The following is a 15,212-nucleotide window of genomic DNA, read 5'->3' on the forward strand; positions in this document are numbered from 1 at the left end:
CGGGGTGCCCGCAATGGGCGCCTCTCGCCATCCCACGGACGGGAGACCGGAAATGAACACCCCCACCACTGATACCGGCCGCCTTGCCCAGGCTTCGATCCTGGCGGTGCTGGCCGCCGGCATGCTGCCGGCGCAGCTGTTCGGCGGCCTGCTGTTCGCATTGGACCTCGGGCGTACACCGGTGCCGGCCCTGATCGGTGGCGGGCTGATGTTCGTACTGGCGGTCTGCAATGCCATTGCCGTGCTGTTGCCGATGGCGCTGATCCTGCAGTCTCAGCAGCGCCTGCGCCGGGTCGGTTTCGTCCTTGTGGGGTTTGGCCTGGGCGCGCTGGCCATGGCCACCTGTGCCTGGCCGGGCGACGACAGCGGCCCGCTGCTGCAGCGCCTGCGCTATGTCGACACCTTCGATGTGATCAGCTATGGCCTGTCAGTGCTGGCTGCCGGGGGCTTCGGTGCGGTGGCCGGCTGGGCGTTCCATGCGGTGTTCCGCCTGTCGCTGGCAGGTAGCGTTGGCCCCATGCCGCCAGCGCTGCCGGGCGAGCGCGCCTGAACGGCCTTCAGCGTCCTGCTGCAGCCCCCTGATGACGGCCAAGCGGGTGCTAGAATCCGCTCTTTCCTTTGCCGTTGCAGCGCCCCCATGCACCTGTCCCTGCTCAAGACCAAGATCCACCGCGCCACCGTCACCCATTCCGAGCTGAACTACGAAGGCTCCATCGCCATCGATGACAACCTGCTGGCTGCCACCGGCATCCGCGAGTTCGAGCAGGTGCACATCTGGGACGTGACCAACGGTGCGCGCTTCTCGACCTATGCCATCCGCGCCGAAGCAGGCAGCGGCGTTGTCTCGCTCAACGGTGGCGCCGCGCGCCACGTGCAGGTCGGTGACATCATCATCATCGCCGCGTTCGCCAGCATGACCGAGCAGGAAGCTGACAGCTTCAAGCCGAAGCTGGTGTACGTTGATGGCAAGAACCAGATCTCCCACACCAACGACACGATCCCGACACAGGCCGCATGACAACGAACAACGGATTCGACTCGCTGCATTCCCACGCCCAGCGCCTGAAGGGCGCAAGCATTCCCAGCCTGCTCGCCGCCGAACCCGGCCGTGTACAGGACCTGGCGCTGCGGGTCGGTCCGTTGTATGTCAATTTCGCCCGGCAGAAATACGATGCCGCGGCGTTGCAGGCGCTGTTGGCGCTGGCGGCCGAGCGTGATGTCGGTGGTGCGATCACGCGCCTGTTCCGCGGCGAGCAGGTCAACCTGACCGAAGGCCGCGCCGCGCTGCATACCGCGCTGCGTGGCGATGTGGTCGATGCGCCGGTGGCGGCCGAGGCCTATGCCACCGCGCGCGGGATCCGCCAGCGCATGGGCGTGCTGGTGCGCGCGCTGGAAGACAGTGGCGTGACCGATGTGGTCAGCGTCGGCATCGGTGGATCCGACCTCGGTCCGCGCCTGGTCGCCGATGCGCTGCGCCCGGTCACCGGTGCGCGCCTGCGCGTGCATTTCGTGTCGAACGTGGACGGCGCCGCCATGCAGCGCACGCTGGCCACGCTGGATCCAGCGAAGACCGCCGGCATCCTCATCTCCAAGACCTTCGGTACGCAGGAAACCCTGCTCAACGGCCAGATCCTGCACGACTGGCTGGGCGGCAGCGAGCGCCTGTATGCCGTCAGCGCCAATCCGGAGCGTGCCGCCAGGGCCTTCGCGATCGCCGCCGATCGCGTACTGCCGATGTGGGACTGGGTCGGTGGCCGTTACTCGCTATGGTCGGCGGTCGGTTTCCCGATCGCGCTGGCGATCGGCTTCGAGCGCTTCGAGCAGCTGCTGGAAGGCGCTGCGCAGATGGATGCGCATGCGCTGGATGCACCGCTGGAGCGCAACCTGCCGGTGCTGCACGGCCTGACCGATATCTGGAACCGCAACCTGCTGGGCCATGCCACGCATGCGGTGATGACCTACGACCAGCGCCTGGCGCTGCTGCCGGCCTACCTGCAGCAGCTGGTGATGGAGAGCCTGGGCAAGCGCGTGCAGCGTGATGGCCTGCCGGTCACCACTGACACCGTGCCGGTGTGGTGGGGCGGGGCGGGCACCGATGTGCAGCACAGCTTCTTCCAGGCGCTGCACCAGGGCACCAGCATCGTTCCGGCCGACTTTATCGGCTGCGTGCACAACGATGATCCCTACACGATCAATCACCAGGCCCTGCTGGCCAATCTGCTTGCACAGACCGAGGCGCTGGCCAATGGCCAGGGCAGCGACGATCCGCACCGCGATTACCCGGGCGGCCGCCCGAGCACGCTGATCCTGCTCGACGCTCTGACCCCGCAGGCGCTGGGTGCGCTGATCGCCATGTACGAACACGCCGTGTACGTGCAGTCGGTGATCTGGAACATCAACGCGTTCGACCAGTTCGGTGTCGAGCTGGGCAAGCAGTTGGCCAGTGGCCTGTTGCCGGCGCTGCAGGGCGAGGATGTGGCCGTTGCCGATCCGATGACCCGCGAGATCCTGGCGCAGCTCAAGCGCTGAGGTTCTGGTGCCGGCCAGCGGCCGGCACTACAGGTGGTCCTGTCTTCTGGTAGTGCCGGCCGCTGGCCGGCATTCTGGCGATGCCTTCACCGTTCACGAGGTTGCCGGCCAGCAGCCGGCACTACCACGTCATCGGCTCGGGTCGCGCTCCGGGCTCGGCCGCTTGGCCAGCTTGCGCTGTAGTGAGCGCCGGTGCATGCCGAGCAGGCGCGCGGCCGCCGACACATTGCCACCGGTCTCGTGCATCGCCTGCTGGATGTGTTCCCACTGCAGGCGGCTGATCGGCGTCATCGCATCGGGCACTTCCATTTCGCCATCGTCGGCCGGGCCGTCGTCTTCCTCGCCGAGGGCGCGCAGGATCATCGGCACCGTGGCCGGCTTCGGCAAGTAGTCATCGGCGCCGAGCTTGATCGCCTCCACGGCGGTGGCGATGCTGGCGTAGCCGGTCACCAGCAGGATCCGCATGTCCGCGCGCAGGGCGCGCAATGGCTGGATCAGGGACAGGCCGGAATCGCTGCCCAGCTTCAGGTCGATCAGGGCGAACGCCGGCGGATGCTGCCGGGCCAGCGCCAGTGCGCTGGCGGCATCCTGTGCGGTCTGGGTTTCAAGTCCCTTGCGCGCCAGGCTGCGCTGCAGGGTACGCAGGTACAGCTCGTCGTCGTCGACCAGCAGGCCAAGGGTGGAGTGATGCAGGCTCATGGGGTGTCCTCGCGTGGGGCCAGCGGCAGGCGGAAGCCGACGCGGCTGCCGGCCCCCTGGGCCGGGCGCATCCACATCTCGCCGTCGAGGCGTTCGATGGTGGCATGGGACAGGGCCAGGCCGACGCCCATGCCCTCGCTCTTGCTGCTGCCGAACAGCTTGCCCGGCAGCACGGCGGCACGGGCGTCGAAGCCATGGCCGTAGTCGCGGACTTCGCCGATCAGGTCGTCGCCTTCGATGCGCAGGTCCAGGTCCACGCGCGGCCGGCCGGCCTTCTCGCCGGCATCGGCGGCGTTGTTGAGCAGGACCATCAGCAGGTGGCCCACGCCCGGGTCGAGTGGGAGCCGCAGCGGTGCATCGTCGTTGCGGTGCAGGTCGATGGTCGGCCGTACCAGGCGCCACTGCTCCAGCACCTGCTGGGCGCTGGAATGGCTGCGGCCGGGCGCGTCGGCCGAGGCCGGTGCGGCCAGCGCCAGTACGCGCTCCCGGCACTGCACCAGCAGCTCGCGCAGGGTTTCCATGTCCTCGCGCACTTCCGGCTCTTCGCTGCGCTCGGCGACATCGTCGGCGAGCAGGGTCATGGTCGCCAGCGGCGTGTTCAGTTCATGCGCCACCGAGGCGGCATGGGTGGCCAGCGCGACGATGCCCTCGTTGCGGGCGAAGCGCTCGCGCAGGGCCGACAATTCCAGTTCGCGCTCCCGCAGGGCCAGCGCCAGCCGGGTGGAGAAGGCCAGTACCACCGCGGCGGAAATCAGGAAATTGGCGACCACGCCCCAGCGGTTGAGGTCCTGCGCGCGGAAATAACCGTCCGGCAATGGCTGGCCGAAGATGCCGCTGGCGGCGTAGCCGAGCAGGCAGGCCAGCGCCACCGCCAGTGCCCAGCGCAGGGGCAGGGCGAACGCGGCCAGCGCGATCAGGATCAGGAACAGCGAGCTGAACGGGTTGGCCATGCCGCCGCTCCAGCCGACCATCCAGGTCAGGATGATCACGTCCACCAGGATGTGGCCGAACGCAGTCAGCGGTGCGGTATCGGCCGCTTCCGGACGCAACTGGGTATAGATGTTGAACAGGGTCAGCACCGCCACGCCGGCCCACAGCGGCAGCTGCGGCAACGGCAGGCCCAGCACCCAGGTGGCAACCAGGATGGTGGCGGCCTGGCCGCCTACGGCAAGCCAGCGCAGGCTGCACAGGGTACGGAGAAACGGGGCGTCGGGACCGGTCATTCACGCTCATCGTATGCGTTCACGGGCGGGCGTGCCTGCGACAATAGGCCGCAGCCGTGCCGCCGGCTGAATGCGAGTCACCCGGAATGCGGGGGCGGGCGGTAGAATGCGCCCATGCACGACGCCGTCACCCGCCCGACTCCTCCCTCCGATGCCACCTCCTGGCCCCGCCGCCAGACCCATGCCGTGCAGATCGGCGGGGTCACCGTAGGCGGAGGCAAGCCGGTGGTGGTGCAGTCGATGACCAACACTGACACGTCCGACGTGGCCTCCAGCGTGAAGCAGGTGGCCGAGCTGTGGCGGGCCGGTTCGGAAATGGTGCGCTTGACCGTCAACACCGTTGAAGCCGCTGCGGCGATCCCGCGCATCGTCGACAAGCTGGCGATGATGGGCATCGACGTGCCGCTGATCGGCGACTTCCATTACAACGGCCACCAGCTGCTGACCGCCGAACCGGCGTGTGCCGAAGCGCTGGCCAAATACCGCATCAACCCGGGCAACGTCGGCTTCGGCAAGAAGAAGGACCTGCAGTTCGCGCAGTTGATCGAGTTCGCGATCCGCTACAACAAGCCGGTACGCATCGGCGCCAACTGGGGCTCGCTGGACCAGGCCCTGGCCGCGAAGCTGATGGACGAGAACAACCTGCGCGAACAGCCCTGGGATGCCGGTCGCGTGCTGCGCGAGGCGCTGATCCGTTCGGCGCTGGATTCGGCCGAGCAGGCGGTGGAGCTCGGTTTGCCGCGTGATCGCATCGTGCTGTCGGCCAAGGTCAGTGGCGTGCAGGAACTGATCGCGGTGTACCGCGACCTGGCCCAGCGTTCGGACTTCGCCCTGCACCTGGGCCTGACCGAGGCCGGTATCGGCAGCAAGGGCATCGTTGCCTCGTCGGCGGCACTGAGCGTGCTGCTGCAGGAAGGCATCGGTGACACCATCCGCATCTCGCTGACCCCGGAACCGGGCCAGTCGCGCACGCAGGAAGTGATCGTCGCCCAGGAACTGCTGCAGACCACCGGCCAGCGCGCCTTCACGCCGCTGGTCACGGCCTGCCCGGGTTGCGGCCGCACCACCTCCGAGTTCTTCCAGGAGCTGGCCAAGGTGGTACAGAACCACGTGCGCGAGAAGATGCCGCTGTGGAAGATCCACCACCCGGGGGCGGAGAACATGACCCTGGCGGTGATGGGCTGCATCGTCAATGGGCCGGGTGAGTCGCGGCACGCCAACATCGGTATTTCGTTGCCGGGCACCGGTGAAACCCCGGCTGCGCCCGTGTTCGTCGATGGCGAGAAGAAGGTGACCCTGCGTGGCGAGAACATCGCCCAGGAGTTCGTCGCCCTGATCGACGATTACGTCGAACACAAATATGTCCGAAGCGCCGGATAAGCCCGCGATCCTCGCTGCGCCGGAGTCCGCCTCCGGTTTCCGCCACTGGATGGCGCGCAATGCCTGGCGCCTGCTGCTGCTGTTCGGTGGCGTGCTGCTGCCGCTGGCCGGTTTCGTCGCCCTGGCCGACGAAGTGCACGAGTTTGAATCGTTCCATTTCGACGCGCCGCTGCTGTGGCAGATGCATGGCCTGCATTCGCCGCTGCTCGACCGCTTCTTCGTGCTCATTTCCAGACTGGGCTACGAGTGGTTCCTCATCCCGGCCGATGTGCTGATCATCGGCGCGCTGCTGGGCTACCGGCGTTGGCGCGAGGCGACCTTCGTGGCGGTCAGCTTCGTCGGCTCGGCGCTGTTGAACATGGGCAGCAAGCATTTCTTCCAGCGCCAGCGCCCCAGCCTGTGGGAATCGATCGCGCCGGAGTCGACGTTCAGCTTCCCGAGCGGCCATGCGATGGGCTCGATGACCCTGGCGGTGACCCTGGTGCTGCTGGCCTGGAACACCCGCTGGCGCTGGCCGGTGCTGCTGCTGGCACCGGCGTTCAGCCTGCTGGTGAGCGTGTCCCGGGTGTACCTGGGGGTGCATTACCCCTCCGATATCCTGGCCGGATGGTGTGCCGCGCTGGTTTGGGTGGTAGGGTGCTATCTGGTCATGTTCAGTCGCCGGCACCCTTGGCGACGTCACGGCTCGCCGCCAGCGAAGGCCAGCGAAGCATCATCACAGGGGGTTTGACGTGGATGGCCCTTCGGGGACGTCTACGTGATAGATCAGTTGTTTCGTTGCAGCAGGTTCTGCAAGACAGGGGGCAAGCACAACGCGTCGTACTGTGATGCGCAAGGCAGATCGCCGGCGCTGCATTACGGGCGCGCTTGCAGGGTATCGGCACCCTGCCTAGCTTGACCTGCAATGGCCGCATTCGAAGAGGTACATGAATGACGATTCGAGTCTACCTGGTGGATGACCACGCACTGGTCCGCACCGGGATGAAGATGATTCTGTCGGGGGAAACCGACATCGAGGTGGTGGGCGAAGCCGAGACCGGTGAAGATGCGCTGCGCGAAGTGCGCCAGCTGCTGCCGGACGTGGTGCTGTGCGATCTGCACCTGCCGGGCGTGAGCGGCATGGAAGTGACCGAGCGCATCGTCCGCAGCCACCGCAATACCCGCGTGGTGATCGTGTCGGTGCTGGAAGATGGCCCGCTGCCGAAGCGGCTGCTCGAGGCTGGCGCCGCCGGTTACATCGGCAAGGGCTGCGATGCGCAGGAGTTGTTGCGCGCGGTGCGTGACGTGGCCGGTGGCCGTCGCTACCTGGGCACCAGCATCGCGCAGAACCTGGCGCTGTCGACGGTGGAAGGCAACGGTTCGCCGTTCGACAGCCTGTCCCCGCGCGAGCTGGAAGTGGCGTTGCTGCTGACCCAGGGCCTGCGCCAGGAAGACATCGCACGGCGGCTGAGCCTGAGTGCGAAGACGGTGAACACGCACAAGGCGCGGTTGTTCGAGAAGATGGGGATCCACGACAACATCGCGCTGGCGCGGATGGCCAGCCAGTACGGGCTGGTGGATCCGGCGCGGCCGCTGTAAGGGATTCAGCCAACGGCTGAGCCCCTCGCGGTGTGCGGCAGGATTCGTCGGATTGGCCCTGCGGAGGGATTGCGCAGGGGGGCGCCGTGAATCCATCCCTGGAGGCTCGGGCGCGCCATCCATGGCGCTTACGCCCCTGCGCAATCCCTCCGCAGGGCCACGGACAGTTTCCGTGCGCCGCCACCGCGGAATGAAGAAGGAACAGCAGGAGCGGGTCGCGCGCTGTGCGTGCACGTTGCCTGGGGTCGGATCCCTTTCCCGGCGGGAAAGGGCTCTGACCCCTGATGATGCCGGAGCCGAGCGTGGGCTCGGCTCTACACCTTTGTCGGGCTCAGTGGCCGCGCACGCGCTTGATGATCTTCGCGGCGTCAGCGGCGCTGGCGCGCACCTTGTCCCATGCGCCGTCGGCGATCCAGTTGCCCGGCACCATCCACGAACCGCCGATGCAGACCACGTTCTTCTGCTCGAGGTACTCAGCGGCGGTGTTTTCGGTGATGCCACCGGTCGGGCACAGCTTGAGGTCGGCGACCGGGCCGGCCAGGCCCTTGATCATCGCCAGTCCACCCACGGCCGTGGCCGGGAACAGCTTGCACACGCGGAAGCCGCGCGCATACAGCGACAGCAGCTCGGTCGGCGTTGCCGCACCCGGCACCACCGGCAGCGGCGCAGCGGCCAGTGCATCAGCCAGCGCCGGCGGCGTACCCGGGGTCACCAGGAAGTCCGCGCCCGCATCGATCGACTGCTGCATCTGCTCCACGGTCAGCACCGTGCCCGCACCCACCACCACATCCGGCAGCTCACGCTTGAGCATCGCCAGCGCTTCCATCGCCACCGGCGTGCGCAGCGTCAGCTCGATCGCCGGCAAACCACCTTCCAGCAGCGCCGCGCTGACCGCACGCGCCTGGTCCAGCGTATGAATCGTCACCACCGGCAGGATGCCCGCCGCACGCAACAGCTCCGCCGCCTTCACCTGATGTTGTTCGATACCCATAGCTCTGCTTCTGCCTTTGCTTCTGCGTTTGAATTTGATTTTCAGTGATCACTTCGCGGCGCGAGGGCGCCGGGAAACTGTCCTGAGGCGGCGGGTAGCCCCCACCAGGACCGTGAGCGCCATGGATGGCGCGACTGAGCCCCCATGGATGGGTTTACGGCGTGTCCTGGTGGGGGCTACCCGCCGCCTCAACCAGGACACTCACCGCCAACGCACACCCGCAACGCTCTTCAACCCTCAGGCGTCCTTCGCCTCATGCGGCGCCGCCGCAGCCGCAGCATCGTGCCCCAGCTCATACTCCGCGTCGTACTCCCACGGCCCACCATCAGCCGCCGCCGGCCCGCACGAAATCGAAATCGCCCCCTGGTCGGCCGGGCCCACCACGCGACGGTTGATCGCGAACAGGTTGCGGCCCAGATCATGCGCGGCTGGCGCGGTGTTCGGCGCCAGCGGGCGCGCGGCCCATTCGGCCGCGTCCACCAGCACTTCCAGCGTGCCGGCCTCGCCATCGAGGCGGATCATGTCGCCCTCGCGCACCTTGGCCAGTGGACCGCCGCGCGCCGCTTCCGGCGTCACATGGATCGCCGCCGGAATCTTGCCCGAGGCACCGGACAGGCGGCCATCGGTGACCAGTGCCACGCGCCGGCCCTGGTTCTGCAGCAGGCCCAGCAGCGGCGCCAGCGAATGCAGTTCCGGCATGCCGTTCGCACGTGGGCCCTGGTAACGCACCACCGCCACGAAATGCTCGGGCAGCAGGCCACCGGCGTGCAGCTTGTTCAGCACCTGCGGCGCGTCGACCACCACCGCCGGTGCCTCGATCGTGCGGTACTGCGGCTTCACCGCCGACAGCTTGATCAGCGACTTGCCGAGGTTGCCGCGCAGCAGGCGCAGGCCGCCCTGGTGTTCGAACGGATTGTCGACGCCACGCACCACTTCGTCATCGGCGCTGTGTTCCAGGCCCGGCAGGTAGACCAGCTGGCCGTCGCGCAGCTGCGGCTCGCGCGCATAGTCGGCCATGCCGCCACGTGCCACGCTGACCAGGTCGCCATGCATCAGGCCCGCCTTGATCAGTTCGCCGAACACGAACGCCGGGCCACCGGCAGCGGCAAAGCGGTTCACGTCGGCATCGCCGTTCGGATAGACGCGCGCCAGCAGCGGAATCAGCTGCGACAGTTCGTCGAAGTCGTCCCAGGTCAGCACGATGCCGGCCGCACGCGCCACCGCGATCCAGTGGATGGTGTGATTGGTCGAACCGCCGGTAGCCATCAGCGCGATGACCGCGTTGATGATCGCGCGCTCGTCGATGATCCGGCCCAACGGGCGGAAGTCGTCGCCGAGTGCCGTGATGTCCAGCGCGCGCTCGGTCGCTTCGCGGGTCAGGGCGTCGCGCAACGGCGTGCCCGGATTGACGAACGATGCGCCCGGCAACTGCACGCCCATTGCTTCCAGCAGTACCTGGTTGGAATTGGCGGTGCCGTAGAAGGTGCAGGTGCCGGCGCCGTGGTACGAGGCGGACTCCGCTTCCAGCAGTTCTTCGCGGGTCGCTTCGCCGGCAGCGTAGCGCTCGCGCACTTCGGCCTTCTGCTTGTTCGGGATGCCCGGGGTCATCGGGCCGGCCGGCACGAACACCGCCGGCAGATGGCCGAAGGCCAGCGCACCGATCAGCAGGCCCGGCACGATCTTGTCGCACACACCGAGGTAGACGGTGGTGTCGAACATGTCATGGCTGAGCCCGATCGCGGTGGCCTGCGCGATCACATCGCGCGAGAACAGCGACAGTTCCATGCCGCCGCGGCCCTGGGTGACACCGTCGCACATCGCCGGCACGCCGCCTGCCACCTGTGCGGTGGCACCCAGCTCACGGGCGATCTCGCGGATCTGCTCGGGATAGGTCTCGAACGGCTGGTGCGCCGACAGCATGTCGTTGTAGGCGGTGATGATGCCGAGGTTCGGCGTCACGCCACCGCGCAGGCGGCTCTTGTCGGTGCCGCCGCAGGCGGCGAACCCGTGGGCGAGGTTGCCGCAGCTCAGGCGGCTGCGGAACGGGCCCTCACGCAGGGAGGCGTCGATCGCGGCCAGGTAGGCGGCACGCGAGGCGGCGCTGCGGCGGATGACACGCTCAGTGATGGCTTGCAGTTGCGGATGGAGGCTCATTGGCTACCGGCGTTCGTGGTGGCGAGAGGCAAGCGGCGGCACGGCGCCGCCGCCAACATCAATCAGCCCAGTGGACGCGCAGGCGCGCGCCTTCCAGGTTGATCGCATTGAGGATGGGGTACTGCTGGACGTCATTGCTGTCCAGCGCCTGGCGCAGTACCTGCAGCTTCTGCTTGCCGCGCAGCAGCAGCAGGCGCTGGCGGCACTGGCGCAGGCCATGCGGGGTCAGGGTGATGCGCAGCGGCCACTGGTTCGCGCCCGGGCAGCCGGTGGCATCCAGCGCCGCGTAGGGCAGGGTGCTTTCCAGTGCGCGGGCCAGGTCCTTCGAGCCCGGGAACAGCGAGGCGGTGTGGCCGTCGTTGCCCATGCCCAGTGCCACCAGGCTCGGCGGCTGGCTGTGCTGGGCCTGCAGGTTGGCGGTGTACACGCATTCCGGCAGGGGCTTGCCGATGCGCACCAGCGGATCGAAATGCGCACCTTCGGCGCGCTTCAGCAGGTGTTCGCGCACCAGCCAGGCATTGCTGTCGCGATCCTGCGGCGACAGCCAGCGCTCGTCGGCCAGGCTCACTTCCACGCGGTCCCAGTGCACGTCCAGTTCGGCCAGCGCCTGGTAGACCGGTGCCGGCGTGGTGCCGCCAGACAACAGGATGCGGGCACGGCCCACTTCGTTGATGTCGTGGTTGAGGGTCTGCGCCATCTCGGCGGCCACCGCCTCGATCCAGCCATCGGCATCGCCGTGCTGGATGAACTCGATGCGGTCGTCGTGGAAGGTGGTGGGGCTCATGCGGCAACTCCAGGTGCGTCACGTTCGGCGTCGGCGGCGTAGGCGGCGGCGCCCAGCAGTCCGGCGTGGGGATGCATCACGGCCAACGAGGGCACCCGCGCCATGATCGAAGAGAAGCGGCCCTTGTGTTCGAAGCGCTGGCGGAAACCGGAGTGCTGCAGCGAATCGAGCATCTTCGGGGTCAGCCCGCCGGTCAGGAACACGCCGTCCCATGCACCCTGGGTCAGCACCAGGTCGCCTGCGATGGCGCCGAACACGGCACAGAACACATCCACGGTGCGCATCGCCTGCGGATCACCGTGCAGGGCACGCGCGGTCACGTCCACCGGCTGCAGTTGGCCCGGATCGATGCCGGCCATCTCGCACACGGCACGATGGATGTTGACCAGCCCGGGGCCACAGATCAGGCGTTCGTTGGAGACGCGGCCGAACTGCTCGGACAGGATCTCCAGGATGCGGATTTCCTCCGGCGTTCCCGGCGGGAAGCTGACATGGCCGCCTTCGGTTTCCAGCGGGTAGCAGCGGCCATGGCGCAGGATCAGGCCGCCGACACCCAGCCCGGTACCCGGCCCGATCACCGCGTAGTTGCGCGGCTGGCCCGGCTTGCCCGGGACCCAGGCGGCGCCGCCGACCTGGACCACGTCTTCGGGCTGCAGTAGTGAAATCGCCATCGCCTGTGCGGCGAAGTCGTTGATCAGGTGCAGTTCGTTGAAGCCGAGCATGGCTGCAGTGCGGCTGCGCGAGATCACCCACGGGTGGTTGGTGATGCGCGCTTCGTCACCGTCGACGCGACCGGCCACCGCGAACACGCCGCGGCTGGCCGTGGCGCCGATCTGTTCCAGGTGGTGGCGCGCGGCATCACCCAGCGACGGGAACTCCGCCACCGCGTATTCGCGGATGCTGTCCTTCTGCAGCGGTGCGTCCTGCGAGGTGTCGGCCAGGGCGAAGCGGGCGTTGGTACCGCCGATGTCGGCGACCAGCACCGGCTGCGAGCTGGCACTCATGCCGACGCTCCGCTGTCCGGCGCGTCCACGCCCTGCGGCAGGAACTCGCCCGCATTGCTCGGGCCCCATTGGCCGGCCGGGTAGGGCTCCAGCGGCAGCTTGGCGTCCTTCCAGGCGTCGGCGACGCTGTCGATCCACGCCCAGGCGGCGCGCACTTCGTCATCGCGCACGAACAGCGTGTGGTTGCCGTTGAAGGCATCCAGGAACAGGCGTTCGTAAGCGATGCGGCGGTGCAGGCCGGTCGGCACCGACAATTCCAGTTCCAGCGGATGCAGTTCCAGCGCGCCCCATTCCGGGCCGGCCAGGCTGCTCATCAGGCCCAGTTCGATGTTTTCCTGCGGTTGTAGCTGGAACACCAGGCGGTTCGGTGCGGCCTGCGCGCGCTGCGGGCGCTCGAACAGCCAGTGGGTGACCGGCTTCAGCGTGACCACCACGCGCGTGGTGCGCTCGGGCAGGCGCTTGCCGGTGACCAGGTGGAACGGCACGCCGCTCCAGCGCCAGTTGTCGATGTGCGCGGTGACACCGGCGAAGGTTTCCACGTCGCTGCCTTCCGGCGGCTGGTAGGCCTGGGCCGGCTGGCCGTTGATGGTACCGGCGGTGTAGCGGCCACGGATGCTGTCACGCGCGGCGTGCCTGGCATCGAGCGGGCGCAGGGCGCGCAGCACCTTGACCTTCTCGTCGCGGATGCGGTCGGCTTCCAGCGAGGCCGGCGGCTCCATCGCCACCATGCACAGCAGCTGCAGGATGTGGCTCTGCACCATGTCGCGCAGGGCGCCGGAGCGGGCGTAGTAGGCGTCGCGGCCATCCACGCCTTCGCTCTCGGCCACCAGGATGTGCACCGATTCGATGTAGTTGCGGTTCCACACTGCTTCCAGCAGCGTGTTGCCGAAGCGCAGTGCGATCAGGTTCTGCACCGCGGCCTTGCCCAGGTAGTGGTCGAGGCGGAACACGCGGTCCTCGTCGATCCACTGGCCGATGGTGCTGATGATTTCCTCGGCGCTCTCGCTGTCGCTGCCGATCGGCTTCTCCAGCATCAGGCGTGCGGGTGCGGCGAGGGCGCCGCCCTTGGCCAGGCCTTCGCAGGTGGAGATGTACAGGCCCGGTGGGATGGCGAGGTAGCTGACGCACTTGCGGTGCACCAGGTCGGAAACTGCGGCGGCAACCGAGTCGACGTCGCGCAGGTCCACCGAACGGTAGTCGATGCGGCGCAGCAGGGCGCTGATGTCGTCCTGCGTGGCCATCGGCATGGCCTGCTGCAGGCGCGGCCGCAGGATGTCATGGAAGGCTTCGGTGTCATGCCCGGACAGGGCAAGTGCACGGATGCGGAAGTCCTCCGGCAGCAGGCCGTCGCCAAGCAGGCGAAGCAGCGAAGGGAACAGGTAGCGCTGGGCCAGATCACCTGTGGCACCGAACAGGAAGAGGGTGTCGTGCATCGCTCGAGTTTCAGATCCGGGTGACATCGTTGTCAATCGCTTCATGGCTGGGTTCGGGGGACATCCGCGCAACTGCCTGTCCGAGGTTCGTCGGGAACGTTCTCCGGGGTAGCGGAAGACCGTTCCATTCGAAACCACTGCCTCGGCGGAACCTTCGTTCAACCGCCGACGCAGATCGGTGCGCACCGATCATCGGATAGTGCCACGTGAAAACGTTTACATGGCAGAATGGGCAACTGTATTCGATTGCAGTGCTCGCCGTCATGCGGCAGGCGCGCAATCATCACTGCCATCGGGAGGGCCGAGGCAGTCCCAAAAGACAGCCCGGCTTCGGGCGGACCGGATAGGTGATATGGCAAAAGTGCAGTTGCAGGGTGTGCGCAAGGTCTATGACAACGGCCAGGTCGCGGTGAAGGACGCCAGCTTCGAGGTCGCCGATGGCGAGCTGATGGTGCTGGTCGGTCCGTCCGGCTGTGGCAAGTCGACCCTGCTGCGGATGGTGGCTGGCCTGGAGGAGATCAGCGGCGGCACGCTGACCATCGGTGACCGCGTGGTCAACGACGTGGCGCCGAAGGATCGAGACATCGCCATGGTGTTCCAGAGCTACGCGCTGTATCCGCACATGACCGTGGCCGAGAACCTGGCCTTCGGCCTGAAGCTGCGCGGGCATGACAAGGCGACCATCGACAAGCGCATCGCCGAAGCAGCGCAGACCCTGGGCCTGACCGAGATGATGGACAAGCTGCCCAAGGCGATGTCCGGTGGCCAGCGCCAGCGTGTTGCGCTGGGCCGTGCACTGGTGCGCGAGCCGGCGGTGTTCCTGCTGGACGAGCCGCTGTCCAACCTCGACGCCAAGCTGCGCCACAGCGTGCGCACCGAAATCGCGCAGCTGCACCGCAAGCTGGGCACCACCATGATCTACGTGACGCACGACCAGGTCGAAGCGATGACCCTGGGCCAGCGCATCGTGGTGCTGAAGGACGGCATCATCCAGCAGATCGATACGCCGATGGCGCTGTATGACCGCCCGGCCAATCTGTTCGTGGCCGGTTTCCTCGGCAGCCCGGCGATGAACGTGCTGCGTGGCACGCTGCAGGGTGATGCCGGTGGTGTGACCGTGGTCGACGGCGAATGGCGTGCACCGCTGGGCCAGGCCACGATCGATCCGGCGTGGCTGCAGAAGCCGATCGCGGTGGGCGTGCGCCCGGAGCACCTGCAACCGGCGGCCGCCGATGATGCGCATGCGTTCATCGCGCGCATCGAAGGCATCGAGCCGGTCGGCAACGAGATCTTCGTGAATCTGAGCAGTGGCCAGCACGCGCTGACCATGCGCGTGGCGCCGCAGTCGCTGCCGGCGGTAGGCGAGCAGATCCGCGTGGCGATCCACCCGCAGGGCCTGCACTTCTTCAACCCGGAAACCGGCGAGCGCCTGTAACG

The 15,212-nt window shown here is 67.6% G+C and carries 14 protein-coding genes; 7 read left to right on the forward strand and 7 right to left on the reverse strand.

The window, feature by feature from the left end; translation table 11 throughout:
- Positions 1–52: 52 nt before the first annotated feature.
- The 3 genes from SriyCCGPB3_RS07930 to pgi all read left to right on the forward strand — a co-directional run bounded on the left by SriyCCGPB3_RS07930 (position 53) and on the right by pgi (position 2,529).
- The gene (locus tag SriyCCGPB3_RS07930) at positions 53–550 is read left to right on the forward strand and encodes a hypothetical protein (protein ID WP_197610591.1); all 498 of its coding nucleotides are present in this window, start codon (positions 53–55) and stop codon (positions 548–550) included.
- Between the two features lie 87 nt (positions 551–637).
- Positions 638–1,018, forward strand: coding sequence for an aspartate 1-decarboxylase (panD, locus tag SriyCCGPB3_RS07935; protein ID WP_032128853.1), 381 nt, complete (start codon positions 638–640; stop codon positions 1,016–1,018).
- A complete protein-coding gene (gene pgi, locus SriyCCGPB3_RS07940; protein ID WP_350260060.1) occupies positions 1,015–2,529 on the forward strand; it encodes a glucose-6-phosphate isomerase in 1,515 nt (504 codons plus the stop codon). Before panD ends, pgi begins: the two co-directional genes overlap by 4 nt.
- Positions 2,530–2,658: 129 nt before the next feature.
- Here the strand turns inward: pgi and SriyCCGPB3_RS07945 are convergent, their stop codons facing one another.
- Together SriyCCGPB3_RS07945 and SriyCCGPB3_RS07950 are read right to left on the reverse strand one after the other, a co-directional pair.
- The gene (locus SriyCCGPB3_RS07945) at positions 2,659–3,228 is read right to left on the reverse strand and encodes a response regulator transcription factor (protein ID WP_110711917.1); all 570 of its coding nucleotides are present in this window, start codon (positions 3,226–3,228) and stop codon (positions 2,659–2,661) included.
- On the reverse strand, positions 3,225–4,451 hold the full coding sequence (locus SriyCCGPB3_RS07950; protein ID WP_119007669.1) for an ATP-binding protein: 1,227 nt from the start codon (positions 4,449–4,451) through the stop codon (positions 3,225–3,227). The genes SriyCCGPB3_RS07945 and SriyCCGPB3_RS07950 overlap by 4 nt, the downstream gene beginning before the upstream one ends.
- A 114-nt stretch (positions 4,452–4,565) precedes the next feature.
- On the opposite strand from SriyCCGPB3_RS07950, the gene ispG reads away from it, so the two are divergent.
- From ispG to SriyCCGPB3_RS07965, 3 genes are all read left to right on the forward strand, one after another.
- Positions 4,566–5,831, forward strand: a complete 1,266-nt coding sequence (gene ispG, locus SriyCCGPB3_RS07955) for a flavodoxin-dependent (E)-4-hydroxy-3-methylbut-2-enyl-diphosphate synthase (protein WP_087922229.1) — start codon at positions 4,566–4,568, stop codon at positions 5,829–5,831.
- Positions 5,812–6,561 carry a phosphatase PAP2 family protein gene (locus SriyCCGPB3_RS07960; RefSeq protein ID WP_110711919.1) on the forward strand — a complete coding sequence of 250 codons (750 nt, stop codon included), beginning with the start codon at positions 5,812–5,814 and terminating at the stop codon, positions 6,559–6,561. Before ispG ends, SriyCCGPB3_RS07960 begins: the two co-directional genes overlap by 20 nt.
- A gap of 200 nt (positions 6,562–6,761) precedes the next feature.
- The gene (locus SriyCCGPB3_RS07965; RefSeq protein ID WP_004153112.1) at positions 6,762–7,409 is read left to right on the forward strand and encodes a response regulator; all 648 of its coding nucleotides are present in this window, start codon (positions 6,762–6,764) and stop codon (positions 7,407–7,409) included.
- Positions 7,410–7,740: 331 nt separating this feature from the next.
- On the opposite strand, the gene eda is transcribed toward SriyCCGPB3_RS07965, so the two are convergent.
- The 5 genes from eda to zwf form a co-directional block, all read right to left on the reverse strand.
- The gene (eda, locus tag SriyCCGPB3_RS07970; protein ID WP_110711920.1) at positions 7,741–8,400 is read right to left on the reverse strand and encodes a bifunctional 4-hydroxy-2-oxoglutarate aldolase/2-dehydro-3-deoxy-phosphogluconate aldolase; all 660 of its coding nucleotides are present in this window, start codon (positions 8,398–8,400) and stop codon (positions 7,741–7,743) included.
- 237 nt (positions 8,401–8,637) lie between these two features.
- Positions 8,638–10,554 carry a phosphogluconate dehydratase gene (gene edd / locus SriyCCGPB3_RS07975; RefSeq protein WP_014036797.1) on the reverse strand — a complete coding sequence of 639 codons (1,917 nt, stop codon included), beginning with the start codon at positions 10,552–10,554 and terminating at the stop codon, positions 8,638–8,640.
- A gap of 58 nt (positions 10,555–10,612) precedes the next feature.
- Entirely contained in the window at positions 10,613–11,338 is a 726-nt protein-coding gene (gene pgl / locus SriyCCGPB3_RS07980) for a 6-phosphogluconolactonase (protein WP_110711923.1), read from the reverse strand.
- The gene (gene glk / locus SriyCCGPB3_RS07985) at positions 11,335–12,342 is read right to left on the reverse strand and encodes a glucokinase (RefSeq protein ID WP_110711924.1); all 1,008 of its coding nucleotides are present in this window, start codon (positions 12,340–12,342) and stop codon (positions 11,335–11,337) included. Before glk ends, pgl begins: the two co-directional genes overlap by 4 nt.
- Complete coding sequence (zwf, locus tag SriyCCGPB3_RS07990; protein WP_049460638.1) at positions 12,339–13,775, reverse strand: glucose-6-phosphate dehydrogenase; 1,437 nt, start codon at positions 13,773–13,775, stop codon at positions 12,339–12,341. Before zwf ends, glk begins: the two co-directional genes overlap by 4 nt.
- 352 nt (positions 13,776–14,127) lie before the next feature.
- Between zwf and SriyCCGPB3_RS07995 the strand changes: the two genes are divergently transcribed.
- Positions 14,128–15,210: an ABC transporter ATP-binding protein gene (locus SriyCCGPB3_RS07995; RefSeq protein ID WP_153855131.1), complete on the forward strand. Its 1,083-nt coding sequence runs from the start codon at positions 14,128–14,130 to the stop codon at positions 15,208–15,210.
- The last annotated feature ends 2 nt before the right edge of the window (positions 15,211–15,212 follow it).

It is taken from the genome of Stenotrophomonas riyadhensis, assembly GCF_040256885.1.
GTDB classification, from domain to species: Bacteria; Pseudomonadota; Gammaproteobacteria; order Xanthomonadales; family Xanthomonadaceae; genus Stenotrophomonas; species Stenotrophomonas riyadhensis.

Excerpts from the sequence above, each read along its gene's own strand:
- SriyCCGPB3_RS07950 (WP_119007669.1), bottom strand. The coding sequence starts at position 4,451 with ATGACCGGTCCCGACGCCCCGTTTCTCCGTACCCTGTGCAGCCTGCGC.
- SriyCCGPB3_RS07995 (WP_153855131.1), top strand. The coding sequence starts at position 14,128 with ATGGCAAAAGTGCAGTTGCAGGGTGTGCGCAAGGTCTATGACAACGGC.
- glk (WP_110711924.1), bottom strand. The coding sequence starts at position 12,342 with ATGAGTGCCAGCTCGCAGCCGGTGCTGGTCGCCGACATCGGCGGTACC.
- edd (WP_014036797.1), bottom strand. The coding sequence starts at position 10,554 with ATGAGCCTCCATCCGCAACTGCAAGCCATCACTGAGCGTGTCATCCGC.
- SriyCCGPB3_RS07965 (WP_004153112.1), top strand. The coding sequence starts at position 6,762 with ATGACGATTCGAGTCTACCTGGTGGATGACCACGCACTGGTCCGCACC.
- ispG (WP_087922229.1), top strand. The coding sequence starts at position 4,566 with ATGCACGACGCCGTCACCCGCCCGACTCCTCCCTCCGATGCCACCTCC.
- eda (WP_110711920.1), bottom strand. The coding sequence starts at position 8,400 with ATGGGTATCGAACAACATCAGGTGAAGGCGGCGGAGCTGTTGCGTGCG.
- SriyCCGPB3_RS07930 (WP_197610591.1), top strand. The coding sequence starts at position 53 with ATGAACACCCCCACCACTGATACCGGCCGCCTTGCCCAGGCTTCGATC.
- pgl (WP_110711923.1), bottom strand. The coding sequence starts at position 11,338 with ATGAGCCCCACCACCTTCCACGACGACCGCATCGAGTTCATCCAGCAC.
- SriyCCGPB3_RS07960 (WP_110711919.1), top strand. The coding sequence starts at position 5,812 with ATGTCCGAAGCGCCGGATAAGCCCGCGATCCTCGCTGCGCCGGAGTCC.
- panD (WP_032128853.1), top strand. The coding sequence starts at position 638 with ATGCACCTGTCCCTGCTCAAGACCAAGATCCACCGCGCCACCGTCACC.
- zwf (WP_049460638.1), bottom strand. The coding sequence starts at position 13,775 with ATGCACGACACCCTCTTCCTGTTCGGTGCCACAGGTGATCTGGCCCAG.
- SriyCCGPB3_RS07945 (WP_110711917.1), bottom strand. The coding sequence starts at position 3,228 with ATGAGCCTGCATCACTCCACCCTTGGCCTGCTGGTCGACGACGACGAG.
- pgi (WP_350260060.1), top strand. The coding sequence starts at position 1,015 with ATGACAACGAACAACGGATTCGACTCGCTGCATTCCCACGCCCAGCGC.